The organism is Microcystis sp. T1-4 (assembly GCF_000297435.1).
Lineage (GTDB): Bacteria > Cyanobacteriota > Cyanobacteriia > Cyanobacteriales > Microcystaceae > Microcystis.
This window is the reverse complement of record NZ_CAIP01000368.1, coordinates 1-24,966: the sequence shown is the minus strand read 5'-3', so window position 1 is coordinate 24,966 and position 24,966 is coordinate 1. Positions and strand designations below refer to the sequence as shown.

Below are 24,966 nucleotides of genomic sequence, written 5' to 3'. Positions count from 1 at the left end.
CCACAACTGTATTAAAAGCTACAATTTATAAATCTTTACATTCCTGTCCCTCATGGCTTACGCTGGTATCTGTACTACTCCCTTGACAGCATCAGGATTTTCAGTGATCTGGGGATTTGATTGACACTCTAGCTAAAATGTCAGAAAATGAGGGCATAAAAACAATTCGATGGAGTCAAGAAAAGAACAGACAACTTCAACAAGAACGAGGGCTAACATTTGAGATGGTCGTTACAGCAATACAACAAGGAAATGTCCTAGAAGATCTCGTCCATCCCAATGTTACTAAATATCCTAACCAGCGCATGATGGTGGTAAGAATTGGTAGTTATGCTTTTCTGGTTCCCTATATAGATTCGCCATCAGAACTATTTCTCAAAACAATTATTCCCTCAAGAAAAGCGACAAAGAAATATCTTGGACTCCAGAAAAATAATGACTAAGCTTAATCAAGAAGAACAAGAAATTCTCGATTCTTATGAAAAAGATGAGTGGCTTTCTGTCACCACACCAGAGAGAATCACCGAGATACAATCCTATGGGAAAGCTACCCTAAATAAGGATAAGAAAGTTACTTTGCGTTTGTCTTCCCTTGATCTGGATGCTCTTCAATCTAAAGCAATAGAGGAAGGTATCCCCTATCAGACACTTATCTCTAGTATCCTGCACAAATATATCACGGGTGAGCTAGTTGAAAGTAATTTCAAAAAAGGGTAAACCAAAACAACGCAACCCAACACCAAGAGACACATTCACACATACTACCCCACAACTGTATCAAAAGCTACAATTTAATAAATCTTTACATTCCTTTCGCCAACTAGCGATTGAGATTTTGGGGTTTTTGGGGAGTTCAAGAGCTTGGACTTGTACAATAAGGTTGTACAAGTCTCCCCTAAAAATCATGTTAAGCAAAGAAACCACCTACTCTCAGGCGAGAATGAATTTAGCCAGTATCTTAGATCAGGTGTGTGACGAATCTCAAATTATCGTCATTAAGCGTCGCAATCAGAAAAATGTGGCGTTAATTGCTGAAGATGAGCTTTCCAGTTTATTAGAGTGTGTTTATTTATTGCGATCGCCAGAAAATGCCCAACGTTTATTTCGCTCTTTAGCATGGACCCAGACAGAAGATGCAACTCCTCAAACATTAGCTGAATTGAAAGAGGAGTTAGGAATTGACTCCTAAAAGAGAAAATAAGCCAGATAAACCTAAAAACAATCCTATTCATGGTTATTTGCCCGTTTTTAGTCCTGATTTCAAAGCAGATTTAGCTTGGTGGTATCGGAACGAACCGAAAAAAGGCGATAAAATCTTAGACTTAGTAGCAGATATTTTGGATGGCGATCCGTTTACAGGATTGGGTAAACCCGAACCTCTTAAGTATATTGCTGCCGACACTTGGTCACGACGGATCGATTTAGAGCATCGTTTGGTTTATAAAGTCACGGGAAATAAGGTTTATTTTTTACAAGCTCGCTATCATTATCAATCAGGCTAAACTCAGACAAACCCATCAAGAACTGTTACAGGAGAAAGGGGACAAAGAACGTAGAGGGGGACAGTGAAACAACAAACATTTTCTACTCCAAGTCTGTAGCCTAAGCTACAATTTAATAAATATTTACATTCCTCCTTTCTCCTGTCGATCCTAGACATCAACCTAAAAGTCGGCACTTAAAGGGGTACGGGGGAAAGGAATCACATCGCGAATATTGGTCATTCCCGTCATGAATTGTACCAGACGCTCGAATCCTAAACCAAAACCGGCGTGGGGAACGGAACCGTAGCGACGCAGATCCAAATACCACCACAAATCATCGGGATTCATTCCCTGTTCCTGCATTCTTTGGATTAATACATCTAATCGCTCTTCCCGTTGGGAACCGCCGATAATTTCGCCGATCTTGGGTGCTAAAATATCCATAGCAGAAACGGTTTTATTATTGTCATCTAGACGCATATAAAAAGCTTTGATTGTCTTGGGATAATTAGTGACAATCACGGGTTTTTTAAATAGTTCCTCCGCTAGATAACGTTCGTGTTCTGACTGTAAATCTACGCCCCATTCTACCGGAAACTCGAACTGACGATCGGCTTTTTCTAATAACTCGATCGCTTCGCTGTAGGTAATCCTGCCAAACTCACTATTAACGATATTCTCGGCCGTACTTAACACCGTTTTATCGATACGTTCGTTAAAAAACTGCAAATCTTCGGGACAATTTTCTAAGACGAATTTAAAGATATATTTCAGAAAAGCTTCTGCTAAATCCTGATCCCCTTCCAGATCACAAAAAGCCATTTCCGGTTCCACCATCCAAAACTCGGCCAGATGACGGGAAGTATTAGAATTTTCAGCGCGAAAAGTCGGGCCAAAAGTGTAAACATTAGATAAAGCCATGGCCATTACTTCCGCTTGTAATTGTCCACTGACGGTTAAATAGGCCCGTTTACCAAAGAAATCCTCGGCAAAATTGGCGGGTTTTTTTAAATCTAAACTGGTGACAGTAAATAATTCTCCCGCACCTTCGCAGTCGTTAGCGGTAATAATGGGAGTATGTACCCAAATAAAGCCCTTTTCTTGGAAAAAACTGTGGATAGCGGTAGCGCAAGCGTTTCTAACCCGCATTACTGCTCCTAGGGTGTTAGTTCTTGCTCGCAGATGGGCAATGGTTCTCAGAAATTCAAAGGAATGACGTTTTTTTTGTAGGGGATAATCCGCAGGACAGTCACCATAAAGGGTGATTTCGGCCGCTTTTAACTCGATATTTTGCCCTTTACCCGGGGAAGGAACCAAATTTCCCGAAACAGCGATCGCCGCTCCTGTACTAATTGCTTTTAGTACATTTTCATAATCGGGTAAAGTCGGTTCGAGGATAACTTGTAAGTTGGCCAGGGATGAGCCATCATTAACTTCCAGGAAAGTAAATTCTTTTAATTCTCGTTTTGTTCTCACCCAACCCTGCACGGTGACGGATTGATCCGGTTGTCCTGTCTGAAAGATTTCCTTGATTCTGGTAGTCATCGCGTATCCCTATGTTAAGTGGGTGAGTGGAATTAAATATAAGATGAACGTAGGTTGGGTTGAAGCATGAAACCCAACGCCAGATTATGTTACGCTACCGCTAACCCATCCTACAAATAATTGTGTCTCCCTACTTAGAACCAAAGAGTAAGTGGGTGGGTGGAATTAAATATAAGATGAACGTATGTTGGGTTGAAGCATGAAACCCAACGGCCGCATGGGTTACGCTACCGCTAACCCATCCTACAAATAATTGTGCCTCCCTACTTATTTTAGAATAGAAGGTTCAGATCAGGCTAAAATCAATCTCGAACAGGTCTCATGCTTCTGGTGGAAAAATTATTAAGTAAGCCCAAAAGCCGTAAATTAGCGATTTTTTTGGCTTTTATCGGTAGCATTCTCGCTTTACCCTTTCCTATCGCCGGTATTCATAAATTTTATCTCGGTCAACCTCTCTGGGGAATTATTTATCTTCTCCTCTGGCAAACTCCGATTCCCCGGGTGGCTTGCGCGATCGATGCAGTGTGGTATTTAATCCAAGATAACCAATTTTTGGCTAACTATTTTCCCACTGCCACCGCTGCTGCCACTGTCCCCAGTTTAGAGCCTAAACAAGTAGAGGCGATCGGGGCAGCTTTAAGGGAATTAGAGCGCCTCCGGCAAGAAGGATTAATTTCTGAGTACGAATTTGAAGAAAAACGGCGACAATTACTACAATGACACCGCAAAACTGGTTAGGACGCACTTTTAACCCTTTAAAAGCCAAAATTAGCAATGATCCCTATTATCGCTTTCGTTCCCTCGATGAGATCGCTATGGCGGCACAATTGGGCATTAAAATTAATGTCAGTCAAGCGGGTGTGGATGATTGGCTGCGATTGCCGGGGATATCCATCCATCAAGCGCGAATGTTGGTGGAATTGTCGGGTATGGGGGTAGAATTGCTTTGTCTTGAAGATCTAGCGGCTGCTTTGAGTGTTCCTGTGGCTAGATTGAAAGCTTGGGAGCCGATTCTAGAATTTGCCTATTATAGTCCCGAAAGTCACCTCGCACCCCCTAAAATCAATCCTAACACCGCTTCGATCGAGCAGTTAACCACCTTACCCCTGATCGGCGATAATTTAGCAGCTGCCATTATTAAAAGCAGAGAAGAACAGGGATTATTTAAGAATATTGTGGATTTTAAAGGGCGTTTATCCCTAGACGCTCAGGAAATCTCCCAATTAATGCACTTTTTCCAGTTTTAATCCCAAATACTCAGGAAAGGAGACAGGAGACAGGAGACAGGTTTTAGGTGTTGGGGGTTGGGGTTTTGGGGTTTTGGGGTTTTGGGGTTTTAGTTCAATTTCCCCATTTCCCCATTTCCCACTTCCCCATTTCCCACTTCATAATTCATAATTCATAATTCATAATTCCCACTCCCCACTTCCCTGCAAATCTAAATGTCTTCAGATTCCTCCGCATCACTAGGGGGAACTAGGGCGACAGCAGCGATCGCATCGTCCTCATCGAGTTTTTGTACCCGGATACCTCCGGCCGATCGCGATTGGGGAGTAATAGCATCGACGGATTGACGGATGATAATGCCCCGTTCGGTGATAATCATAAATTCCTCGTTGGGGTTAACAACGTGCAGAGCCGCTAATTTATCGTTCTTTTTGCGGAATTTAATCACTCTGACTCCTAATCCCGCCCGATTTTGCAGACGTAGGAGGGTAACGGGAACCCGTTTTCCTAGTCCTGCCATGGTAATCGCTAACACCCAGGGGCCATTATTAGCCACTTCGGGGTTAATTTCTTCGCTTTCGTCCTCGGTTTCTTCTTGGTTAGATTCAGCGATTTGGGCGACAATTTGACTAGGCAGGATGTCCATACTAATTAATTCGTCACCTGAGCGCAATTTCATCGATTTTACGCCTTTAGTTGCCCTTCCCAAGGAGCGCAATTGTTGACTATCGGCCTTAAAATGAATTGCCATCCCCTGACGAGAACCGATAATGACGCTATCTTCCTCTTTAGCCAAGCGAACCCAACGTAGTTGATCACCGTCTTCGAGAGAAATGGCGATTAAACCGTTTGATCGAATATTACTAAAGGCAGCGAGGGCGGTTTTCTTGATAAATCCCTTTTGTGTGAGCATAATCAGGTAATTATCCTCGCTGAACTCGCTGACTGCCACCACCGAGGTAATTTTCTCCCCTTTGGGAATCTCTAACAGTTGCACGATGGGAACGCCGCGAGCGGTACGGGAACCGGTGGGGATATGATAGGCATTGAGACTATAGACAACCCCGCGATCGGTGAAAAAGAGGACGCTATCGTGATCGCGGCAGGTGATAAAGTGATCGATGCCGTCGTCTTCTTTCATTTTTGCGCCAGCTTTGCCCCTTGTCGCCCGATTTTGGGACTCAAAGGTATTAACGGGCATTCTTTTGATGTAACCCTGTTCAGTGACGAGAATTAAGGCCTGTTCGTTGGCAATCAGGTCAGTTTCGGCGATTTCTCCTTCCCGTTGTTCAATATGACTGCGACGGGGGGTAGCGTGAATCGTTTTGATCTGTTGCAGTTCTTCCTCGATAATGCTGTCGATCCGTTCTTTTCTGGCTAAAATATCCTGAAGATCGCCGATTTTTGTCAGTAATTCCCCGTGTTCTTGCTGAATTTTCTCCGATTCTAGGGCGGTTAACCGTCGCAGCTGCATTTGTAGGATTGCGTCCGCTTGCACCTCTGAAAGACCAAAATTCTGCACTAATCCCTCTTTTGCACTAGCTGTGTCGGCAGCACTGCGAATTAGGGCAATGACTGCATCGAGACTAGCGAGGGCAATTAGTAAACCCTGAAGGAGATGATCCCTTTCCTCGGCCTTGCGGAGTTCATAACGGGTACGACGGGTGATAACTTCTAGGCGAAAATCGAGGAAAACCCGAAGAAACTCCCTTAAAGTCAGTAATCTCGGTTCGTTATCGACTAATGCCAACATATTCGCCCCAAAATTCGACTGGAGGGGCGTTTGTTTATAAAGATTGTTGAGGACGACGCGGGGATAGGCATCTCGTTTCAGTTCGATCACTACCCGGATGCCGTCGCGATCGCTTTCGTCCCGCACATCGGAAATACCGTCTATTTTGCGATCATTGACCAAATCGGCGATTTTTTCGATTAATGCCGCTTTATTGGTTTGATAGGGCAGTTCGGTGATGATAATAGCATCTCGATCGGGTCTTCCCCTTTGTTCGATGGTTTCAAAGGAGGCGACTCCCCGCAGGGTAATGGAACCCCGGCCGGTGGTGTAAGCTTCCTGAATGCCGTCTCTGCCAAGGATATGCCCCCCGGTGGGAAAGTCCGGCCCTGGGATATAACGCTGTAATTCCGTATCGGTGAGATCCGGGTTATGGATGAGGGCAACGGTTCCATCGATAATCTCGGCCAGGTTGTGGGGGGGAATATTGGTGGCCATACCGACGGCGATCCCCGATGAGCCATTAATTAGCAGTTGTGGGACTCTAGAGGGTAAAACCACGGGTTCCTGTTGGGAACCATCGAAGTTATCGGCGAAATCGACGGTTTCTGACTCGATATCCTGTAGTAGGGCGTTGGTGGCCAGGGTGTGCAGACGACACTCGGTATAACGCATGGCCGCCGGGGGATCGTTATCGATCGATCCGAAGTTACCATGACCGTTAATCAGGGGATCGCGCATGGAGAAATCCTGGGCCATGCGGACGAGAGCATCGTAAACAGCAGTATCCCCGTGGGGGTGGTATTTTCCTAATACTTCCCCGACGACTCTAGCGCATTTGCGGAAGGGGCGATCGGGGGTTAATCCTAGTTCGTACATCGCGTAAAGAATGCGCCGGTGTACGGGTTTCAGTCCGTCCCTAGCGTCGGGCAAGGCTCGCCCGACGATGACGCTCATGGCGTATTCTAGGTAGGAACGGGACATTTCATTGCTTAAGTCTGTGGGGACGACATGATCCTGGGCGGCGGTCATAGGGGGGTTAACTCCAATAACAAGGCAAAAAAAGCGTTTTTGTGATTAAATTCGCTAAAAGTCGGGTTTTTACCCTTTTGATGTGCAGAATATGCCCATTTGTACGACTATTTTACCATAAAATCCCTCTTTTTTGGGGTTTAGAACAGTGTCAAGTCAGTAGTGGTCGCAGATACCTTGGCTGGGATGGACGGGTTAATGGTTTGCTATCCTCTTGACAGAGATTGCAGAAAGTCGAGAAGATCTTTAAAAGAAGGACAACAAGTGGCACAAAGTTCTAAATTTAGCTTTTGGGCTAGTTCAAGATTCATGTTGGTACTATAACGGGGTTTTCTATTTTCACCGATTGACAATTTGATCAATTCTTCTTTCGGTTTGATAATTAGGTGAGGGTTTGGGTGAGCTTTTCCCTTGCCTCGTCCCACATATTTAACAACTTCTGGATCAGACCAAAACCAAGCCTCTAATTCTTCTATTGGGATGCAGATATATTTCCTGATACCATTAATATTAGAACAGCTTAATTCTAAGTGATCTCGCAATCGTTTTTCATCGTTAAGAGAGTTATTCTTGGGATTACGATCTAAATCATGAACAATGATAAAAGCATCACATCCTTCCCTTGTCATCACTTTAAGTTTTGCTGACAGTTTTCTCTTTAATGTACTAGAGGATTTAGATGCCCAAGATTTTGTCCTAGTATTTGTCCCCAGCACGCGATGGATAATTTGACGAAACACATCGCAGTCCGTCTCATCTTCGGCAATTATGGCGATCAAGTTACTACTCATCGAGAATACCACTGTAAATCCAGTCTCCTAAATCTCCTTCTTCACAGAGGTACTCGACAACTTTTTCAATCTCTCCTTCTTCTAGTTTCCTAACACTTGTCCGTCCCTGGTTACGATAAACTAAGCTAATATTTTCTGGCTTTGTCCAAGCTACTACTTGTGGTGAATGAGTTGATATAATTAAATTTTCATCCCAAGTATAGGATTTAATTTCATTTAATAATTTTGCTAACATTGCGGGATGTATTTGTGTTTCTGGCTCCTCAATTATGGTTGTTGCATTAGGATGGTGAGCAATTATTTCGATCAGAATTGATAAAACTCGCAAGGTGCCATCGGAGAGTAATCCAATATTGACTCCATCTAATAATACTGAAGCGATGTACTCTTCGTCTTTACCTTGGCCTGTCTGTCCAGAATGCTCACTCAAAACAAACTTCTGCACAGTGATTTTCTTGGCAAGTCTTATTCGTTGACAAACATTTTCTAGTTCATCAAAATCATCCGTACCCACCCAACGAAATATTCTCCGAGCTAGAGTATCTGCTAGATCAAATCGACTGGCAGAAATCTTCTTACTTGTCACCTTTAATAAAGAAGGCTGTCGTCTTGATGTGCGACGGATAGGAGCTTTGCCAAGAAGACGAATCCCTTTGAAAATAGCATAAACCCACTGCATTTCTGGAGGTAAATTTAGCGATGAATTTCCAGGTATATTTGACTGTCGCAGCGAGGTAGTATTGCCAAGAATAGCAAATATTGGCTCACCATTATTATTAAAGCTTGTTAGTCCAAATTCGGTTTTCCAGAGAAGTTCTTGATCTCCATCAATATACTGACAATAATCATTCCAAGAAAAGGAATTTTCCAAGGAATTATCGTTAGTGGTATCATCTATGTCTGTATCTAGATCGTCCATAGAAAAGGGGATGATTAGCTCATACCTGTATCCTAAGCGCCGGTTAGTCGGTGTTCGAATTTCAACCTGCAAAATTGAGGGAATGCTATCACTATCAATCATCCGAGAGCCGATCGATCTACCGATAGCACAGGATGAGATGGCTTCAAATCCTTCTAGGATAGCGGATTTCCCCGCACCGTTTCTCCCCACTAATACCCCAACTTGGTTAACTAGGGATAGGGAAACTGGACCACCTAGCACACCCCAACCATCGAGGGTAAAAGATAATAGTCTAGGCTGGTTCATATTAAAACAATTCTAGTTTTTGGGACCATACAGGGCTTTATTAGTTAATTATATCCAATCTATCTGATCTTCCCTCAGTTTTCTGGGCTGGTGGCTGGCGATCGCATCTGAAGACCACTTTTAGCAGTTTTTCCCTCGATAATTTAGGATAAAATAAAAATGCGATCGAGAGTTAATACCATGGCCCGATCGGCAGCTCGAGAATCGATGATAATTGAGCTTAATGATCCCTTAACTCCAGCGAAAACTATTAACCTGATTTTCCCAGCGCAAAAATTACCCCAAAATGCTTACTCCTCTCCTCTGGCAAAGTGCCAATCCCCACCCCGATAATCTGGAGAATTTCCAAATTATTAGCCAATGGTGGCAAGATTTAAATCTTAAGGAAGTCTTCTGGCAACAGCGTTTAATTCCCGATACTGGCTCTCTGGAAGATATTAATTGGGAGCAGCAAGGTTTTGATGAAAAGTTTAGCATCCAAATGCCTCAAATTCGGGGGATTACCCTCTATTGGCATAAATCTACTTTTGCTGACGAAAGAAGCATGACACCTAAACAATTAATTTTAGATCGGGAACGGGAGCAATTAGACATTTATCCTCAATCCCAACCTAGTTTAGTTATTCGGGTGACGAAACCCCATCTAGTTTATCAAAAATTCGAGCTAAAAAATCCTCTCCTAGTCGGCAAAAAAGCGGAAAGTGAATATATTTTACTGATCAGGGATAAAGAACAGCAAATAGAAGTTAAAATTAATCTCAGTCCCGAAAATTATCGGCAATTTCTAGAAACCATGACCGAGGATCAATAAATAATGTGGCAGGGAAACCTAGAACTAATTTACAAGCAAAAAAATCTCGCAACCGAGATTAATCACGTCTATGCTACCGCTCCTTTAAAAGTACAAAGACCTTTTTATCCCGAAGGAAAAAACCTTTGTCATACGGTGATTTTACACACGGCGGGGGGAATAGTTGGGGGTGATGTTCTGCAACAAAAAATTCATCTCCAAGCCGCTACTAATGCCCTGATTACCACTGCTTCTGCTGGAAAAGTTTACCAGAGTAACGGTCAGATGGCACAGCAATTAATCGAGATTAAAATCGATGACAATGCCGGGTTAGAATGGCTACCCCAAGAAACAATTATCTTTAATGGTGCAGCATTTCGCCAACATTTACGAGTGGATTTAGGGGAAAATAGCAGTTGGCTGGGATGGGAAATTACCCGTTTTGGCCGCAGTGCGCGAGGCGAGAAATTTTTAGCGGGAGAATGGCATTCTAATTGGGAAATTTGGCGATCGGGACAACCTTTATGGATTGATCGATCCTTCCTGTTGGGTGGTAAAATGATCGAGGGATTTTCTGGTTTAAATAATAGTGCCATGATCGGTACTTTAGTTTATATCGGTCAACCGGTGGGAAGAAATTTAATCGAGAAAGTGAGAGATTTTTCCCTAGAAGGAGAGATGGGAGTTACTAGCACTTTAGGAGATGGTCTTTTATGTCGTTATCGGGGCAATTCTAGCGGTGAGGTGCGACAATGGTTTCAGCAGGTTTGGCAAATTTTAAGACGAGAAATAAGCGATCGAGAGGCAATTATTCCGCGAGTTTGGTTATCTTGGTAAAGGCGGTTAATTGTCATTTTCTCAAGTCACTTGAATGCCTGTATCGGTGATTGGGGCTATCCAAAATTGTAGATCGGGAGCGACGAGAATTTCCCGGGCCTCTTTAACGATAGTTTCCGCCACTTCCTGAGATGAACAGAGAGTAAAAACCGTCGGGCCAGAGCCTGACATCATCGTTCCCAAGCCGCCTAAATCCCCTAGAACCTGTCTTAACTCGGCTACGAGGGGAAATTCGGGTAAAACCACCTTTTCGAGGTCATTATGGATAAATTTGCCGATAGCGGCTGGTTTTTTCTGTGCGATCGCTTGTACCAAAGCCCCGGAACTCACCTGCTGACGACGGTGATGAAAGTCCTCTGGAGAAGACAGATAGGTATCCTGAAATTTTTGCCGATAGCTTTGGTAGGCCCAGGGTGTAGGAACGGATAAATGATCGTATTTAGCTAAAATAACCCATAATCCAGTTAGAGGAGCGATCGGATCGAGAATTTCTCCCCTTCCCGTACAGATAACCGTTCCTCCTGTCACACAAAAGGAAGTATCGGACCCCAATCTTGCCGCTAAAGTTTCTAATTCCGGACGGGTTAAGCCTAATTCCCAGATTAAATCGATACCGACTAACACCGCCGCCGCGTTGGTGGAACCCCCCGCTAAACCGGCAGCCACGGGAATATATTTCTCGATGGTGATATCGATGCCGCCGTAATTGGCAAAGACGCGGGGGAATTCCTTCGCCATCAAAGTGGCAGCCCGATGGGCGAGATTACTGCTATCTTGGGGGACGAGGGGATGAGAGCAAAAGAGACGGAATTCCTGCAATCCGTTCGGCCGGAGAGTGATGCGATCGCATAATCCCACCGTCTGCATCACCATGACTAACTCGTGGAAACCATCAGGGCGATCGCCAACGATTTCTAGATATAAGTTAATTTTAGCGGGGGCTAGAAGGGTATAACTGTGCATTTGTCAAGGAAAAAAATCTAAAATTTTGGCAATTGACCTAATTTTTCCGCCAAGTCAATCCATTGCGATAAACTGAGATCTTCGGCGCGAGCGAGGGGATTAATTTCTAATTGTGTCAGGATTTGGCTTAATCGATCGCTATCTAGACAATTTTTTAGATTATTGCGTAACATTTTGCGCCGGTTGGCAAAACCCCAGCTAATTAAAGTGGATAAAAAAGCCGGATTACTGACATTATTAGGCAAAACACGGGGTAAAAGCTGAATTACCGCCGAATCCACTTGGGGAGGTGGAGAAAAGGCCCGCCGGGGTACGTCACAAATCCATTGACAATCAGCAAGGTATTGAATGCGGACGCTGAGAGCGCTGTAAGCTTTGCTGGAGGGGACAGCGACTAATCTTTCGGCGACTTCTTTCTGGACTAAGAGGGTAATACTCTGGTACGGGGGGGTGAAGGGATGGGCGATCGAACCGAGCAGCTTTTCGAGGATCGGACCGGTGATATTATAGGGAATATTAGCCACTACTTTATTAACTGGCGGCAGTTGCTCGGGTTTAAGGCTAAGAAAGTCCCCCGGGATGAGATGAAAGTTATCTTGTTGGCCAAATTTTTTATTTAAAATTGTCCATAGATCTCGATCGATTTCTACAGCGACAACCAATTGAGCGCCATCGAGAAGACGACGGGTTAAAATGCCTGTACCAGGGCCGATTTCTAATACCCGATCCTCTGATTGTAAATTAGCAGCGCCGATGATGCGATCGAGTATCGATTCATCTTTTAACCAATGTTGTCCAAAACGTTTACGCGGTTGAATTTTCATCCCTCTATTTTAAAGTCAGAGGGTTGTCCTCGACAATAACACCCCTGAAAATATCGGCCATGCGATCAATAAGCGCATCAATTATCATAGAGCCTAGACAAAGATAGCAAAAAAATTAGATACAATGTCAGATTTGAACGATGTTTTCGCAATTGTAGCCGGAGCGGTTCCGGGGGCGTTATCTCGTTATCATATTACCGAATGGACAAAAGCAAAATTCGGCTTGCGCTTTCCATCTGGAACCTTTATTATTAATTTAACTGGCTGTCTAGCTATCGGCTTTTTTGGGGCTATTTTACCCAGTTTTCCCTTTTATTCCCACGCACTAGATTTAATGGTTAGAACGGGATTTTTAGGAGCTTATACCACCTTTTCTACCTATAGTTTAGATATATTGATCCTCTGGCGCAATCAGCAAAATTTTCTCAGTCTTTTTTTTGCCGTTGCTAGTATCATTTTCGGATTGATTGCCGTGAGAATCGGGGCAGCTATTGCCCAATTTTTTCTAGGTTAAGTAGGTAGGCGTTAAAAACTATCAGATGCCCCCCTTATCAAGGGGTGATTAAGGGGAGATCGAACCTAAAATCCATTTTAAATTTAATTATAACCAGCTACTTAATTCTCCAATTTATTGACTATTGAAGGACAGGAGAGACAGCATGAATTTTTTCAGGGGACGTTATAGTTTATTCGTGGCGATTGGGGCTATTTTTGGGGCTTTGAGTCGTTTTTATATCGGAGAATTAATTGACAGTATTTTCGGTCAAGAATGGGGATTTTTGGGAACATTTTTTGTCAATGTTTCTGGTTGTTTAATTATTGCCTATATTTTTACTATGGTTAAGGAAAATATTCGCATAATTGCCCCAGAATTAGGATTGATGATTGCCACGGGTTTTTGTGGTTCCTATACAACTTTTTCCGCCTATAGTTTGGAGGTTAACAAGTTTTTAGAGCAGGGAAACGTGACTTTCAGTTTAATTTACTGGTTGGGCAGTGTTCTTGGGGGGATGATGGCGCTTAAAATTGGAGTTATTTTAGCAAGAACGGGGTTTCCTAGATGAGTTATTAAATAGATTTTGCATCAGATGCCCCCTGCCCCTAGGGTTGATTCATAGTAGGGTTGATTCATGAATCAACCCTACTACCTTAATAAGGGGGATGTCTGACAACTTTTAACACCTAACTACTTAAGCATCTCAGCACAATTGAGACCATTTTTTTCCTTTCCTACTCAGTGTTAATAAGTAATGTCTCCATTGGTTTGAAACCAATCGATGGCATCGGCTAAAGCTTGTCTAATCGGCGATTGGGGTAAGCCTAGTTCTTGCACTGCCTTCGAGGAATCGTAGTACATGGACTGTTTTGACATTTTCACGCCATCAAGGGGTATAGAGGGGGATTTTCCGAGGACAGGAAGAACTTTTTCATCTAACCAAGCTATTAGTAAAGGAATCCAAAAAGGTAAAACAATTTTCGGGGCATTTATGCCGGTAATTTTGGCTAATTCTGTCAACAAAGTTTTTAAAGAAGTGTTTTGATGACCTAAAATATATCTTTCGCCAGTTCTGCCCTTTTCTAAAGCTAATAAATGTCCCCAGGCCACATCGCGCACATCAATTAGATTTAATCCCGTATTCACATAAGCGGGCATTTTTCGTCGCAAAAAACGGAGAATAATGTCGCCGGTGGGTGTAGGCTTAATATCAAAGGCTCCTATGGGCGTACTAGGATTAACTATAACGATATCCTGTCCTCTTTGTGCTGCTTTCAATGCTTCCTGTTCTGCCCAATACTTCGATTTTTTATAATAACCCACTAATTGATGGGCGGGACTTTGATAAGTTTCATCGACACTTTCACCCTTTTTACCCACTCCAATAGCGGCCACGGAACTGGTATAAACTATTCTGGTAATTCCCGCTAGATGCGCCGATTCTAGAACATTTCTTGTACCTAAAACATTGTTTTGGTAGAGTTGATGTCTATCCTTTTGCCAGAGAGAATATTGTGCCGCTACATGAAAGAGAACTTCGCATCCGACCATTAATTTAAATAAGTTCTCATCATTTAAATTACCCCAGACAATTTCGATATCTAAACCCCACAAATTTCTGAGATTACTGTGGGGACGGACGAGGACGCGCACTTGGTAGCCTTCGACTAAAAGCAATCGCACTAAATTCGCCCCGATAAAACCCGTTCCACCCGTCACAAAAGCACGCATTGCTCAAACTTTCCCCTATTTTCGCTTCCTATCGGTAACTGACATTTAATCACCTTAACTTTATTATTACTATACCTTAATCTTAGTCAAGATTTAAGCTTTTCTTGATATAATTTTGGGTCTGGTTATCTTAAACTAAGAGCAGCCAATCTTCAGTAAAAACACTCCTATGGATACATCTTCAGACACGAGTTTTGTTTGTCCGATTATCATCGAAGACGACAGAACAGGATTAGACACAGAAACTATCCGACGGGCTTTAAGGGATAATTTACTCTATATTCAAGGTAAATTACCGGAATTAGCCAGCAAAAACGATCTTTACATGGCCCTAGCTTATACCATCCGCGATCGTTTATTGCAGCGTTGGTTAACCACCCAACAAACCTATCTAAAAAAAGATGTCAGAACCGTTTGTTATCTCTCGGCCGAATTTTTAGTCGGCCCCCATTTGGCTAATAATTTAATTAATCTCGGTATCTACGAACAAGTGCAGAAAGCTGTCAGCGAATCGGGATTAAAACTAGAAGAATTAATTGCTCAGGAAGAAGAACCGGGGTTAGGAAATGGTGGTTTAGGTCGTTTAGCTGCCTGTTATCTCGATTCCCTTTCTACCCTAGAAATTCCAGCTATTGGTTACGGTATTCGCTACGAATTTGGTATCTTTGATCAAGAAATTCACGACGGTTGGCAGGTGGAAATAACCGATAAGTGGTTACAGTATGGAAATCCCTGGGAAATTGCCCGACCGGAATCATCGGTAGAGGTAAAATTTGGCGGTTATACCGAATCCTACATCGACGAAAATGGTAATTATCGCAGTCATTGGATTCCCGATTATGTAGTCAAAGGAATTCCCTACGATACCCCAATTCTCGGCTATCGAGTTAACACCGCTAATACCATGCGTCTCTGGAAATCAGAAGCTTGTGAATCTTTTGATTTTGGTCGCTTTAATCGTGGCGATTATTATGGCGCGGTGGATAATAAAGTTCACTCGGAAAATATCAGTAAAGTTCTCTATCCTAACGATGAACCAATTCAAGGCAAAGAACTGCGTTTAGAACAGCAATATTTCTTTGTTTCCTGTTCCCTACAGGATCTGATTCGTATTCACTTACATGAGAACCCCAGTCTCGATAATTTTCATCAAAAATGGTCGGTACAATTGAATGATACTCACCCTTCTGTCGGGGTAGCTGAGTTAATGCGCTTGTTAATTGATGTACATCATTTCGATTGGGATAAAGCTTGGTTTATTACTCAAAATACCTTCGCTTATACCAATCATACTCTTTTGCCAGAAGCTTTAGAAAAATGGCCTTTGAGTATTTTTGGTCGTCTTTTACCGCGATTAATGGAAATTATCTACGAAATTAACCATCGTTTCTTGGATAAAATTCGCATTATTTATCCCCATGATGATGGCAAAATGTCCCGTTTGTCTATAATCGATGAAAGCGGCGAAAAATACGTCCGTATGGCTCACCTCGCCTGTGTGGGTTCCCAGGCAATTAATGGGGTGGCAGCTCTCCATACAGAATTACTAAAAAAAGATGTTCTTCGCGATTTCTATGAACTCTTTCCCGAAAAGTTTAGCAACAAAACCAATGGGGTTACTCCCCGACGCTGGATAGTTTCTAGTAATCCCCGCTTGACTTTTGCAATTACCGAAAAAATCGGCGAAAATTGGATTAAACATCTGGAGGATTTACGCGGTTTAGAAAACTATGTGGATGATGGGGGATTTCGGGACTCTTGGCGACAAATTAAATACGATATTAAGGCAGATTTAGCCAATTATATCGATAAAAAAGTCGGGATTAAAGTTGATCCTAGTACCCTCTTTGATGTGCAGGTAAAACGCATTCACGAATATAAACGGCAACATCTCAACGTTTTACATATCGTTACTCTCTATCATCGCCTCAAAAATAATCACAATCTCGATATTACCCCCCGTACCTTTATTTTTGGTGGTAAGGCAGCCCCGGGTTATTTTATGGCCAAATTAATCATTAAATTGATTAATTCTGTGGCAGAAGTGATCGATAATGATCCGACAATTGGAGGACGTTTAAAAGTGGTTTTCCTGCCCGATTATAATGTCACCTTCGGTCAACGGGTTTATCCAGCTGCCGACTTGTCTGAACAAATTTCCACGGCCGGGAAAGAAGCTTCGGGAACCGGTAATATGAAATTCTCTATGAATGGGGCCTTAACTATCGGTACTCTCGATGGGGCAAATATCGAAATTCGTGAAGAGGTGGGGGCGGAAAATTTCTTTCTTTTTGGCTTGACCACCCAGGAGGTTTATGCTAAGAAAGCTGCCGGTTATAATCCCCAAGAATACTATTACCATAACGAAGAATTGCGGGCAGTATTAGACCTCATTGGTTCGGGATTTTTTAGCCGGGGTGATAGTAGTTTATTTCGTCCGCTTGTGGATAATCTTATCTACGATGATCCCTATATGTTACTGGCTGATTATCAGTCCTATATCGACTGTCAGGAAGAAGTCGGTCGCGCCTATCAAGATCAAGAACATTGGAGTCGTTTAGCAATTCTTAATGTGGCCCGCATGGGGAAATTCTCTAGCGATCGATCGATTCGGGAATATTGCGAGGAAATCTGGCGGGTACAACCGGTAAAGATTGAATTACCCGATTATATTCAAGCTAATGCCGGTTTATCGGTAAATTAGAACAAATCTAGGCAGTAGGAGCTTGTTTATTTATCCTACTGCCCACAGGTTAACCGGCCCTGGGCGACTCTAATCTAGATTTTTACGGGATTGACGGGGCTCGAACCCGCAACTTCCGCCGTGACAGGGCGGTGCTCTAACCAATTGAACTACAATCCCATTTTTGCGACAATTCTGATTGTAACTTCATCATCAGGGTTATGTCAAGCACCTCTAGGAAAATTTTTTTGAGGGAGAGGGAATTATGAATTATGAATGATGAATTATGAAATGGGGAGAGGAGGAATTATGAATTGGGGAGTGGGGGGAGACCACTGCGAGCCGTTGCGGGGGGAGAGGGGAGTGGGGAGAATAAATAAAAATAATCTCCTGCCTCCTGCCGACCGCCTGATCTCAACAAGCAATTTAAATTACGAACAGCTTATCAATACTGAATTAAAGCCAAAAAATCCCCAATTAGGGACCGAACCCTCTTTACAATGGGATTGTAATTAAGCTTGTTGGGAGCCTGAGCTATGACTAACCCGAATTCGATCGAACATCTATCGCAGGAATTACTCGATCTAGACCAAGTAGATGCCGATACTGGAGCAGATTTGCGACAAAAAGCCCAAGAAATCCTCGCTGAAACCAGTATTGACCTGCCGATTCGAGAAGCGATCGCCGATAGTCTCAGTCAAGGCAATCAACTACTTACCCTCAAAACCGTCGGCAAGGAAGAAAGTTACTAGCACATTTGGGGTCAAAAGTCAAGATGAAAGAAAAAAAATTTTTTATCTGGCTGGGGCGATTTTTGGCCTCTTTTGGACTTTTATCGGGAATAAGTGGCTGTAATTCCCCTCTTTTGATTACTCCTCAAGTTCCCGTCGGTGGTTTAAATAGTTTTGCCCCCGATCAATTTCCCAGTTATAGTGCTGATGGTCGCTATTTAGCCTTCGCTTCCGATCGCTCCGGTCGTCGTAGTATATATTTATTCGATCTGCAAGAAAAGCGCCTAGTTAATCTTCCTAACCTAAATCGTGGCGATTCTAGCCAAGATCAGCCATCTCTGAATGCTGACGGTCGTTTAATTGCCTATATCTCCAGCGAACGCGGTAAAAGTGATGTCATGGTGTATGATCGTTCCCAGTCCCGTGCAACCCTATTAACCGCTAACCTGCGGGGAAGCGTGCGTAATCCCACCATTAGCGGTGATGGTCGCCAAATTGCCTTTGAAACCAACCAAGACGGTCAATGGAATATTGCCATCGTTAACGGCCAATTTTAAACTTGTTCTACTCGGTCTTAATCGTTAAAACCTGCGGAGGAGTGGCATCTGGTGGATATAAAAAATTTACCTGTACTACACGCCAATCCCCCGGAGGAATAGTCAGAGTCACTAAAGATTCTCCCTCTTGTCCGCGTCTTTGGACGAGATGGAAAAATCTGCTTTCTGCCCGTCCTTGGTCATCGCTATAATTGACGGCTACTGTTCCCCGAAAAAACACTTGTGGGGCAGCCGGATCGAGAAAACGCAAACCCTGACCGATAACATTCTCTTTAATCGGTGTTTCTAGCGCAATAGTCACCGTTTTCGCCTCATCACTTCGATTAAATAGAGGTAAACTTAACCTATATTCCACACCGTAATTACCATGAGCTTGATAGGCCGTATCGGGATAGCGAACTAACATACTAGCACTTTGATTTTGTTCCGTTCCCAGTTTGCCTCCAGGTAGGGTACTAATCCCATAGGCTATAGATTGACCAGAATCAGGAATATTTAACCATAAAGAAGCTCGATCGACCAATCGGGCGGGCCAGGCTGAACCTTGGGACACCCCCGCTACCCGTCCATAAATTATCTGTCCTTGACTATTGGGAGGAGTGGGCGCTCGATCGCGCGGAGTCGATAAATCGCCTTTTTCCAGCAGATTTTCCCATTCTGTCAGATTTGGGGGTCTTTCTTGCCCATTTTCGTCTAGGGCTGCATAAAGAGCTAAACTAGCAGCGTAGAGAAGACCGTCACTTTCCAGACGGAGATAAGTGGATCTACCGTTTAAGGGTGGAGTCAAATCGCGCACGGGAATCGCCGCATTTAAGACCATAAAACTCTCCCCAGGGGGAATAATAATCCTATCGGGAAAAATATCCTGACGCTGCCCCATTAAAATATCCCCCATTACCCGACTTCCTGGACCGGCAAAAACCGTCCCCTGATTATTTTCCACTTGTGCAGGTAAATCGATAAAAGCTGCATCCGGTTGACTCAAATAACTGGCCCCTTGCAGAATTTTAACGGTGACTGGATTAGAACTAGGATTGTGGAGTAATATCCCCAAATAAAGGCTGCGTAAATTATCGGGGAAATTCCCCCTAGCTACATGGTGGGCAAAAATATCAAAGCGTCCCTGAAAAGCATAATTTAAATGGGCCGAGGGAAAACTTTTCTCTTGGGGGGGAAAAGTGGAAAGTAAAATCCCTTCTCCTAGCAATAATTCGGGACTATTGCTATTAAAAACGGGAACTTGATCTAGTTGATTCGGTAAAGGACGCACCTGGGCCGGTCGAATTATTTCTACACTAGGGGGAGTTTGGGCAATGGGTAGCAAAACAGGCAAGATCACGCAAATTACCATCTCAAGATCATTAATTTTTGATCATAGCATTCCTCAGCTACGATAGGAGGAAGGCAGTCATTGGTGTCAACTTCAGCAAGAAGCTTAATTATCAAGAGTAGCTGATCATCCCAGAGAAAGGAAATAAAAAACGGTAAAACCAGACGGAGAAGTCGGAGGTGAGTCAGTGAAAATGCGCTCTAAGCAACGACCGAGAAAAGAGGAGAATCCCGACTTACGCCTTCAATATCAGTGATCAGCCTTGGCAATTCCTCAAATGGTAGAAAATTAATTCAATACTTAACACATACTTGATTTACTCCCTTAAAATATCTCCGGGGAAATCATGAGAAATTAATGAGAGATAGGATTTTAAGTTTACTGGTAATGGTAGCTCAGGATCGAAGCTTACTGCTATACTTACTTACGGACAAAGATAATAAACAAAATTTATGGGCGACTTTTTTGATAACGTGAGCCGTTACCCCCGCTATCTGATTAGCTTTAGTTTAGGGATTTTCTTCGCCTTTTTCGGCTGGTTAGCCCCTTTATTAAAAAATCCCCTCACAGCGATCGCACTTGTGGGTTTTCTGGGGGGAACTTTCGCCTTTCTTTATTTCACCCTCAAAGCCATGCTCGGATTAGCTTGATACAATGGTAGGGGTTTCGCTGTTTTTAGGGGACAAAAATTATGGCTAACGACCGTCGAGTATCTCGCGTGTCCTCGCTAATTAAGCGCGAGGTCAGCCAAATGTTATTAATGGAAATTAAAGATGATCGCGTCGGTGCCGGTATGGTGAGCGTTACCGATGTGGACCTCTCCCACGACCTACAACACGCTAGGATTTTTGTGTCTATCTACGGCAACCAAGATGCAAAGGCCGAAACTATGGCCGGTTTAAAAGCTGCCGCGGGATTCGTCCGGCGTGAACTAGGCCAACGTATCCGTCTGAGACGTACCCCCGAAGTGGTCTTTCTAGAAGATTCTTCCCTCGAACGCGGCGATCAAATGTTACACCTTCTCGATCATATTAAAAGCGATAGACCCCCAGAAGATGACGATTCCGATATCAGTGACCAGTGAACAGTGATCAGTAGAGGATAACTAAATTTAGGCAAAACTGGCAACTTAAAACTTAAACCTGATAAATTTCCAGAAACTAAAACCTAATTGGTTAGGCTAAAATCTCTGATGTGCTTAGTTTCTAACTTTCTTTTTAGGTAGGAGAGTTGCCAGATTCTGCCCTTTGCCTCTTGCCTCTTGCCTTCAGAAACTGATAACTGATAACTGATAACTGATAACTGATAACTGAATAGTGAGCGATCGCATTTTATCCCTAAAAGAACGTATTGGTCAGATGATAGTAGTCCGCGCTTCCGGCTATCTCTTTGACCAACAAATCCGCTATCCTGCTTGGGAACCCGTCAACGCCACCCTGAAACATTGGTTAGAAACCCTCCACCTCGGTGGGGTGATTCTCTTAGGAGGCAGCGCCGCCGAAATCGCTTTCCGCAGCCAACAATTACAAAGTTGGTCCGGCGATAATCCTCTCCTCATCGCCGCCGATATCGAGGAGGGAGTCGGCCAAAGGTTTTCCGGCGCTACTTGGTTTCCCCCCCCGATGGCTTTAGGAAAAATAGCCGAAAAAAGCTTGACAAAAGCCACAGAATATGCTAGAGAAATGGGAGCAATTACCGCTAAGGAAGCACTAGCGATCGGGATTAACTGGATTTTAGCCCCAATTGTCGATGTGAACAATAATCCCGACAATCCCGTTATTAATATTCGTTCCTTCGCTGAAACTCCCGAAATCGTCGCTAATCTAGCTCAAGCTTTTATTTTAGGGGCGAATTCCTATCCAGTTTTGACCACGGCCAAACATTTTCCCGGCCACGGTGACACCAGCAATGACTCCCATCTCGATCTTCCCATCATCAACCACGATCATCATCGCCTAGAAGCGATCGAATTGCCGCCCTTTCAAGCAGCGATCGAGTCGGGGGTTGATAGTATTATGTCAGGCCATCTGTTAATTCCCGCTTGGGATGCCGAATTTCCCGCCACTCTTTCCTCGAAAATTCTCGGGGAAAAACTGCGCCAAAATCTCGGTTTTCAGGGTTTAATCGTCACCGATGCCCTGATTATGGGAGGAGTAACCAAAATTGCCAGCGCTGCCGCCCTAGCAGTGAGGGCGGTACAGGCGGGGGCCGATATACTGTTAATGCCTCCCGATCCGATCGAAGCGATCGAAGCTGTGTATAGTGCCGTGCAAGCGGGTACAATTAGCGAAGCGAGAATTAATGATTCTTGGCAGCGTATTCAACGAGCAAAAGAGAAATTAGGGCAAAGACAGCCATTCTTAGAATCCTTAAGCAGTTTAGCGGCACCGCAAGCTCTAGAGATTGTCAGGGATATTTTAAAAGATTCCCAAACAGTTAGCGGTAATTTACCGATTAAAGCTACTCAAGGCCGCAATTTAATCATTATCGATGATTTACTCAACTGTGACTTTCTCGATCGCTCTTGTCCGGCGGTGACAATTCCCCGACAATGGGGTTATCAAACCCAAATAATCGACCGTAGTACCTTTAATCAGTCCCTCGTCTCCCCAGAAACGACTCTCCTACAAGTATTTATCCGTGGTAATCCTTTTCGGGGTAGTGCTGGATTAAGCGACGAAACGAAAGCTATCTATCAAGCTTTGCTGAAAACTGGACAAATTCAAGCATTGATTATTTATGGTAGTCCCTACGTTTTCCAGTGGTTTCGTCAACAAAGCGGAGAAATTCCCTATCTTTTCAGCTACGGACAACAACCAAGCGCCCAAAAAATTGCCCTAGAAACTATTTTTGAGGGGCCCACTAGCGGCGAAAATCAGACCGATACTTTCGTTTAAGGGCAAAAATTGCCTAGTAACCATTGTGCAATGCGATCGGAGGCACCGGCCGCTCCCATTCTCTGACGACCATTAAAGGCGATTTCTTGCCACTTTGGGGGATTTTGTAATAAATATTCTAACTTGTCTGCCACTGACTCGGCACTATCGCCCAAGAGAATTGAACAGCCTAATAAACGCTGTTGCAGTGTGGCAAAATGAGCAGTAAACTGTGGTCCAGATCCCGCAATTGTGATCGCCGGTTTACCCAAACCGACGAACTGTTCCGTGGCAGTTCCCGCCATGGCGATCGCTAGATGGCAACGGCCTAAATATTCGGCGTAATCCCTTTGAGAAATAGTTATAAATACTTCTTGACAAATAAACTTATTTATGCTGTGTTCTCGCCAACCCTGGGAAGTTAAAGCAGCCGTAAAAGATTCTAGGGGGAGGGAAGGAGCGATCGCCGCCAAAAATTCCAGCTTGTAATCGGGAAAACGGCCGATAATGGCCGCCACAGCTGCGAGAATTTGCTGCCAATTGTGGAGAGATTCGGGAAAGCGCGAACCGGGTAGCAGCAGAATAGTTAGGCAATCTTGGGGAAAATCGCCCGTTATTGCGGGTAAAAGGTCATCCATCATCGGATTACCCCCATCGACAACGGCAATTGACCACTGTTGTAAAATTTTGCTAGTTAAACTATCCCGGGGAAAAACTCCCCGACAGCGAGGATGAGCCATTAACCAGCGTTCCCAGGGATAATAGTAGGAACCCCAGAGGCGATCGATCATCGAGCTACTATCTAACCATCCCTGCTCATCCCGGAGATAGTATTCCGATTTAGCCGTTCCCACAAAAGCATAATCTGTCTCGCTCAACCAAGCAAGGGCCAGGGGTAAGATATCTCCCACTGCGACAATTTTTCCCCCTTCTTGGCCCCAATTTCTGACCAGACGGTATTGACGGGAGGTTAATCCTAATAATCCCTCCCGCAGATCTCGCCATAATTGTTTGACATCCCCAGTGATAAAACCCCCAGAGGGCATTTTTTGACCTCGATCGAGAAGGGGAATCCCCAGACGAGTATAAGCATAACCGTTACCCACTAGGGGTAAAGCAGTAATATCCGGACAGTGGGGAGATGATTGCAGTCTTTTGATAATCCGGATCGCGATCTCATCTTCACCGTGGCCATTACTCAAAAATAATAATTTCACTGTTTTTCTTAACTTCTAGCTTAAAGTCCTAAACTTCGGTTGTTTTATTACCTTCGACCCTAGACAATGCTGATGGTTAGGGAACCATCAATTTTATAAAAGCAGTTAACCAACTCCCATTTAGTCTAATCTACCAGAAGGTTTCGCCGATCGCTTATCTCTGTCTTGATAACGACCATTTGACCAAAGGTAAGACTAAGAGATAAGAGATTAGTTTAACTGCTTTTATTTTTCTCGATCAAAAGACCAAATTTTGCCCCCCAGAGCCAAGGATGTCAGAAAGCTGCTCTGATCGCTATATTAAAATCAGTGGTTAATTGGCATCCTAGCGGGAAAAAATGATTATCGACTTGCCTGATCGAGAAGCTACTGTCAATTTAGGGGAAAAACTGGGGCAAACCTTGGCCCCCGGCAGTGTAATTTTATTAAAAGGTGATTTGGGAGCGGGAAAAACCACCTTAGTACAGGGAATTGGCCTAGGATTGGGCATTCAAGAGCCTATAGCTAGTCCTACCTTCACCCTCGTTAACGAATATAGCGAAGGCCGCCTTCCTTTGTATCATTTGGATTTGTATCGTTTGCAGGGTCAAGATATCGAGGCCCTGTACCTAGAAAATTATTGGCAGGGAATCGAGGTGGATTTAGGGATAGTGGCGATCGAATGGTCAGAACGTTTAACTTTTTTGCCGGAAAATTATCTAGAGATTACTTTACTCGATCGAGGCGCTCAGGGACGACGAGCGCTCCTCAATTTTGTCGGTGGGGAGGAAAAAAATAGCGACCCCACAGGAATCGCCATCAGCACTTGACTCTTTAAGCAATCAAACTTTAGCGGTAACTCTGGGCATCTAAGATAGATGTTGGGTTCGATCCCCCCTTAATCCCCCCTTGATAAGGGGGGAACTGATAGTTT

26 protein-coding genes and 1 tRNA gene are annotated in these 24,966 nt (G+C 43.7%); 17 read left to right on the top strand and 10 right to left on the bottom strand.

Features of this window, described 5'->3' with window-relative positions:
- Nucleotides 1-137: 137 nt before the first annotated feature.
- From MICAI_RS17460 to MICAI_RS17445, 4 genes are all read left to right on the top strand, one after another.
- Complete coding sequence (locus MICAI_RS17460; RefSeq protein ID WP_002779895.1) at nucleotides 138-443, top strand: hypothetical protein; 306 nt, start codon at nucleotides 138-140, stop codon at nucleotides 441-443.
- The gene (locus tag MICAI_RS17455) at nucleotides 436-717 is read left to right on the top strand and encodes a hypothetical protein (protein ID WP_002779898.1); all 282 of its coding nucleotides are present in this window, start codon (nucleotides 436-438) and stop codon (nucleotides 715-717) included. The genes MICAI_RS17460 and MICAI_RS17455 overlap by 8 nt, the downstream gene beginning before the upstream one ends.
- A gap of 187 nt (nucleotides 718-904) precedes the next feature.
- Nucleotides 905-1,189: a type II toxin-antitoxin system Phd/YefM family antitoxin gene (locus MICAI_RS17450; RefSeq protein WP_002751836.1), complete on the top strand. Its 285-nt coding sequence runs from the start codon at nucleotides 905-907 to the stop codon at nucleotides 1,187-1,189.
- On the top strand, nucleotides 1,179-1,502 hold the full coding sequence (locus MICAI_RS17445; protein ID WP_002751834.1) for a Txe/YoeB family addiction module toxin: 324 nt from the start codon (nucleotides 1,179-1,181) through the stop codon (nucleotides 1,500-1,502). Before MICAI_RS17450 ends, MICAI_RS17445 begins: the two co-directional genes overlap by 11 nt.
- 162 nt (nucleotides 1,503-1,664) lie before the next feature.
- Here MICAI_RS17445 and asnS read toward each other — a convergent pair whose 3' ends face one another.
- Entirely contained in the window at nucleotides 1,665-3,029 is a 1,365-nt protein-coding gene (gene asnS / locus MICAI_RS17440; RefSeq protein ID WP_008205249.1) for an asparagine--tRNA ligase, read from the bottom strand.
- Nucleotides 3,030-3,350: 321 nt separating this feature from the next.
- On the opposite strand from asnS, the gene MICAI_RS17435 reads away from it, so the two are divergent.
- Nucleotides 3,351-3,749, top strand: coding sequence for an NINE protein (locus MICAI_RS17435; protein WP_002788179.1), 399 nt, complete (start codon nucleotides 3,351-3,353; stop codon nucleotides 3,747-3,749).
- On the top strand, nucleotides 3,746-4,276 hold the full coding sequence (locus MICAI_RS17430) for a ComEA family DNA-binding protein (RefSeq protein ID WP_008205245.1): 531 nt from the start codon (nucleotides 3,746-3,748) through the stop codon (nucleotides 4,274-4,276). The genes MICAI_RS17435 and MICAI_RS17430 overlap by 4 nt, the downstream gene beginning before the upstream one ends.
- 191 nt (nucleotides 4,277-4,467) lie before the next feature.
- Here the strand turns inward: MICAI_RS17430 and gyrA are convergent, their stop codons facing one another.
- The 3 genes from gyrA to MICAI_RS17415 all read right to left on the bottom strand — a co-directional run bounded on the left by gyrA (nucleotide 4,468) and on the right by MICAI_RS17415 (nucleotide 9,018).
- Nucleotides 4,468-7,020, bottom strand: coding sequence for a DNA gyrase subunit A (gene gyrA / locus MICAI_RS17425; RefSeq protein ID WP_008205242.1), 2,553 nt, complete (start codon nucleotides 7,018-7,020; stop codon nucleotides 4,468-4,470).
- Nucleotides 7,021-7,226: 206 nt separating this feature from the next.
- Nucleotides 7,227-7,811 (bottom strand): DUF4276 family protein, encoded by a 585-nt coding sequence (locus MICAI_RS17420; RefSeq protein WP_002751824.1) that lies wholly within the window; start codon nucleotides 7,809-7,811, stop codon nucleotides 7,227-7,229.
- Nucleotides 7,804-9,018 carry an AAA family ATPase gene (locus MICAI_RS17415; RefSeq protein WP_008205240.1) on the bottom strand — a complete coding sequence of 405 codons (1,215 nt, stop codon included), beginning with the start codon at nucleotides 9,016-9,018 and terminating at the stop codon, nucleotides 7,804-7,806. Before MICAI_RS17415 ends, MICAI_RS17420 begins: the two co-directional genes overlap by 8 nt.
- Before the next feature lie 286 nt (nucleotides 9,019-9,304).
- On the opposite strand from MICAI_RS17415, the gene MICAI_RS17410 reads away from it, so the two are divergent.
- Nucleotides 9,305-9,829 (top strand): hypothetical protein, encoded by a 525-nt coding sequence (locus MICAI_RS17410; protein WP_008205235.1) that lies wholly within the window; start codon nucleotides 9,305-9,307, stop codon nucleotides 9,827-9,829.
- A 3-nt stretch (nucleotides 9,830-9,832) separates the two neighbouring features.
- Nucleotides 9,833-10,645: an urease accessory protein UreD gene (locus MICAI_RS17405; protein WP_008205233.1), complete on the top strand. Its 813-nt coding sequence runs from the start codon at nucleotides 9,833-9,835 to the stop codon at nucleotides 10,643-10,645.
- Nucleotides 10,646-10,666: 21 nt separating this feature from the next.
- On the opposite strand, the gene ispE is transcribed toward MICAI_RS17405, so the two are convergent.
- Both ispE and rsmA read right to left on the bottom strand, forming a co-directional pair.
- Complete coding sequence (ispE, locus tag MICAI_RS17400; RefSeq protein ID WP_008205231.1) at nucleotides 10,667-11,608, bottom strand: 4-(cytidine 5'-diphospho)-2-C-methyl-D-erythritol kinase; 942 nt, start codon at nucleotides 11,606-11,608, stop codon at nucleotides 10,667-10,669.
- Between the two features lie 17 nt (nucleotides 11,609-11,625).
- On the bottom strand, nucleotides 11,626-12,432 hold the full coding sequence (rsmA, locus tag MICAI_RS17395; protein WP_008205229.1) for a 16S rRNA (adenine(1518)-N(6)/adenine(1519)-N(6))-dimethyltransferase RsmA: 807 nt from the start codon (nucleotides 12,430-12,432) through the stop codon (nucleotides 11,626-11,628).
- A gap of 124 nt (nucleotides 12,433-12,556) precedes the next feature.
- On the opposite strand from rsmA, the gene crcB (MICAI_RS17390) reads away from it, so the two are divergent.
- The gene (crcB, locus tag MICAI_RS17390) at nucleotides 12,557-12,946 is read left to right on the top strand and encodes a fluoride efflux transporter CrcB (protein WP_008205227.1); all 390 of its coding nucleotides are present in this window, start codon (nucleotides 12,557-12,559) and stop codon (nucleotides 12,944-12,946) included.
- Nucleotides 12,947-13,091: 145 nt separating this feature from the next.
- Nucleotides 13,092-13,496, top strand: a complete 405-nt coding sequence (gene crcB, locus MICAI_RS17385) for a fluoride efflux transporter CrcB (RefSeq protein WP_008205224.1) — start codon at nucleotides 13,092-13,094, stop codon at nucleotides 13,494-13,496.
- Nucleotides 13,497-13,672: 176 nt separating this feature from the next.
- Here the strand turns inward: crcB (MICAI_RS17385) and hpnA are convergent, their stop codons facing one another.
- Nucleotides 13,673-14,659 (bottom strand): hopanoid-associated sugar epimerase, encoded by a 987-nt coding sequence (gene hpnA, locus MICAI_RS17380; protein ID WP_008205223.1) that lies wholly within the window; start codon nucleotides 14,657-14,659, stop codon nucleotides 13,673-13,675.
- Between the two features lie 169 nt (nucleotides 14,660-14,828).
- Between hpnA and MICAI_RS17375 the strand changes: the two genes are divergently transcribed.
- A complete protein-coding gene (locus MICAI_RS17375; protein WP_008205221.1) occupies nucleotides 14,829-17,363 on the top strand; it encodes a glycogen/starch/alpha-glucan phosphorylase in 2,535 nt (844 codons plus the stop codon).
- Between the two features lie 85 nt (nucleotides 17,364-17,448).
- On the opposite strand, the gene MICAI_RS17370 is transcribed toward MICAI_RS17375, so the two are convergent.
- Nucleotides 17,449-17,522, bottom strand: a tRNA-Asp gene (locus MICAI_RS17370).
- 356 nt (nucleotides 17,523-17,878) lie between these two features.
- Between MICAI_RS17370 and MICAI_RS17360 the strand changes: the two genes are divergently transcribed.
- Both MICAI_RS17360 and MICAI_RS17355 read left to right on the top strand, forming a co-directional pair.
- Complete coding sequence (locus tag MICAI_RS17360) at nucleotides 17,879-18,094, top strand: hypothetical protein (protein ID WP_008205219.1); 216 nt, start codon at nucleotides 17,879-17,881, stop codon at nucleotides 18,092-18,094.
- A 23-nt stretch (nucleotides 18,095-18,117) separates the two neighbouring features.
- Entirely contained in the window at nucleotides 18,118-18,630 is a 513-nt protein-coding gene (locus MICAI_RS17355; RefSeq protein WP_008205217.1) for a TolB family protein, read from the top strand.
- Nucleotides 18,631-18,637: 7 nt separating this feature from the next.
- Here MICAI_RS17355 and MICAI_RS17350 read toward each other — a convergent pair whose 3' ends face one another.
- Nucleotides 18,638-19,981, bottom strand: coding sequence for a DUF3370 domain-containing protein (locus MICAI_RS17350; protein ID WP_008205215.1), 1,344 nt, complete (start codon nucleotides 19,979-19,981; stop codon nucleotides 18,638-18,640).
- 431 nt (nucleotides 19,982-20,412) lie between these two features.
- On the opposite strand from MICAI_RS17350, the gene MICAI_RS17345 reads away from it, so the two are divergent.
- The 3 genes from MICAI_RS17345 (at nucleotide 20,413) to MICAI_RS17335 (ending at nucleotide 22,857) form a co-directional block, all read left to right on the top strand.
- Nucleotides 20,413-20,610: a DUF751 family protein gene (locus tag MICAI_RS17345; RefSeq protein ID WP_002737592.1), complete on the top strand. Its 198-nt coding sequence runs from the start codon at nucleotides 20,413-20,415 to the stop codon at nucleotides 20,608-20,610.
- A gap of 41 nt (nucleotides 20,611-20,651) precedes the next feature.
- Entirely contained in the window at nucleotides 20,652-21,044 is a 393-nt protein-coding gene (gene rbfA / locus MICAI_RS17340; RefSeq protein WP_008205213.1) for a 30S ribosome-binding factor RbfA, read from the top strand.
- Between the two features lie 232 nt (nucleotides 21,045-21,276).
- Nucleotides 21,277-22,857, top strand: coding sequence for a glycoside hydrolase family 3 N-terminal domain-containing protein (locus MICAI_RS17335; RefSeq protein WP_008205212.1), 1,581 nt, complete (start codon nucleotides 21,277-21,279; stop codon nucleotides 22,855-22,857).
- On the opposite strand, the gene MICAI_RS17330 is transcribed toward MICAI_RS17335, so the two are convergent.
- Nucleotides 22,854-24,053 (bottom strand): lipid-A-disaccharide synthase-related protein, encoded by a 1,200-nt coding sequence (locus MICAI_RS17330; RefSeq protein WP_008205209.1) that lies wholly within the window; start codon nucleotides 24,051-24,053, stop codon nucleotides 22,854-22,856. The genes MICAI_RS17335 and MICAI_RS17330 overlap by 4 nt on opposite strands.
- Before the next feature lie 338 nt (nucleotides 24,054-24,391).
- On the opposite strand from MICAI_RS17330, the gene tsaE reads away from it, so the two are divergent.
- On the top strand, nucleotides 24,392-24,862 hold the full coding sequence (gene tsaE / locus MICAI_RS17325) for a tRNA (adenosine(37)-N6)-threonylcarbamoyltransferase complex ATPase subunit type 1 TsaE (protein WP_008205207.1): 471 nt from the start codon (nucleotides 24,392-24,394) through the stop codon (nucleotides 24,860-24,862).
- The last annotated feature ends 104 nt before the right edge of the window (nucleotides 24,863-24,966 follow it).

What these genes read in the sequence shown, in the direction of transcription:
- MICAI_RS17415 (WP_008205240.1), bottom strand. Translation starts at nt 9,018, where the DNA reads ATGAACCAGCCTAGACTATTATCTTTTACCCTCGATGGTTGGGGTGTG.
- MICAI_RS17460 (WP_002779895.1), top strand. Translation starts at nt 138, where the DNA reads ATGTCAGAAAATGAGGGCATAAAAACAATTCGATGGAGTCAAGAAAAG.
- MICAI_RS17455 (WP_002779898.1), top strand. Translation starts at nt 436, where the DNA reads ATGACTAAGCTTAATCAAGAAGAACAAGAAATTCTCGATTCTTATGAA.
- MICAI_RS17360 (WP_008205219.1), top strand. Translation starts at nt 17,879, where the DNA reads ATGACTAACCCGAATTCGATCGAACATCTATCGCAGGAATTACTCGAT.
- MICAI_RS17410 (WP_008205235.1), top strand. Translation starts at nt 9,305, where the DNA reads ATGCTTACTCCTCTCCTCTGGCAAAGTGCCAATCCCCACCCCGATAAT.
- MICAI_RS17375 (WP_008205221.1), top strand. Translation starts at nt 14,829, where the DNA reads ATGGATACATCTTCAGACACGAGTTTTGTTTGTCCGATTATCATCGAA.
- rbfA (WP_008205213.1), top strand. Translation starts at nt 20,652, where the DNA reads ATGGCTAACGACCGTCGAGTATCTCGCGTGTCCTCGCTAATTAAGCGC.
- MICAI_RS17405 (WP_008205233.1), top strand. Translation starts at nt 9,833, where the DNA reads ATGTGGCAGGGAAACCTAGAACTAATTTACAAGCAAAAAAATCTCGCA.
- gyrA (WP_008205242.1), bottom strand. Translation starts at nt 7,020, where the DNA reads ATGACCGCCGCCCAGGATCATGTCGTCCCCACAGACTTAAGCAATGAA.
- MICAI_RS17430 (WP_008205245.1), top strand. Translation starts at nt 3,746, where the DNA reads ATGACACCGCAAAACTGGTTAGGACGCACTTTTAACCCTTTAAAAGCC.
- MICAI_RS17350 (WP_008205215.1), bottom strand. Translation starts at nt 19,981, where the DNA reads ATGGTAATTTGCGTGATCTTGCCTGTTTTGCTACCCATTGCCCAAACT.
- MICAI_RS17420 (WP_002751824.1), bottom strand. Translation starts at nt 7,811, where the DNA reads ATGAGTAGTAACTTGATCGCCATAATTGCCGAAGATGAGACGGACTGC.
- asnS (WP_008205249.1), bottom strand. Translation starts at nt 3,029, where the DNA reads ATGACTACCAGAATCAAGGAAATCTTTCAGACAGGACAACCGGATCAA.
- tsaE (WP_008205207.1), top strand. Translation starts at nt 24,392, where the DNA reads ATGATTATCGACTTGCCTGATCGAGAAGCTACTGTCAATTTAGGGGAA.
- rsmA (WP_008205229.1), bottom strand. Translation starts at nt 12,432, where the DNA reads ATGAAAATTCAACCGCGTAAACGTTTTGGACAACATTGGTTAAAAGAT.
- MICAI_RS17345 (WP_002737592.1), top strand. Translation starts at nt 20,413, where the DNA reads ATGGGCGACTTTTTTGATAACGTGAGCCGTTACCCCCGCTATCTGATT.
- MICAI_RS17435 (WP_002788179.1), top strand. Translation starts at nt 3,351, where the DNA reads ATGCTTCTGGTGGAAAAATTATTAAGTAAGCCCAAAAGCCGTAAATTA.
- MICAI_RS17355 (WP_008205217.1), top strand. Translation starts at nt 18,118, where the DNA reads ATGAAAGAAAAAAAATTTTTTATCTGGCTGGGGCGATTTTTGGCCTCT.
- ispE (WP_008205231.1), bottom strand. Translation starts at nt 11,608, where the DNA reads ATGCACAGTTATACCCTTCTAGCCCCCGCTAAAATTAACTTATATCTA.
- crcB (WP_008205224.1), top strand. Translation starts at nt 13,092, where the DNA reads ATGAATTTTTTCAGGGGACGTTATAGTTTATTCGTGGCGATTGGGGCT.
- hpnA (WP_008205223.1), bottom strand. Translation starts at nt 14,659, where the DNA reads ATGCGTGCTTTTGTGACGGGTGGAACGGGTTTTATCGGGGCGAATTTA.
- MICAI_RS17450 (WP_002751836.1), top strand. Translation starts at nt 905, where the DNA reads ATGTTAAGCAAAGAAACCACCTACTCTCAGGCGAGAATGAATTTAGCC.
- crcB (WP_008205227.1), top strand. Translation starts at nt 12,557, where the DNA reads ATGTCAGATTTGAACGATGTTTTCGCAATTGTAGCCGGAGCGGTTCCG.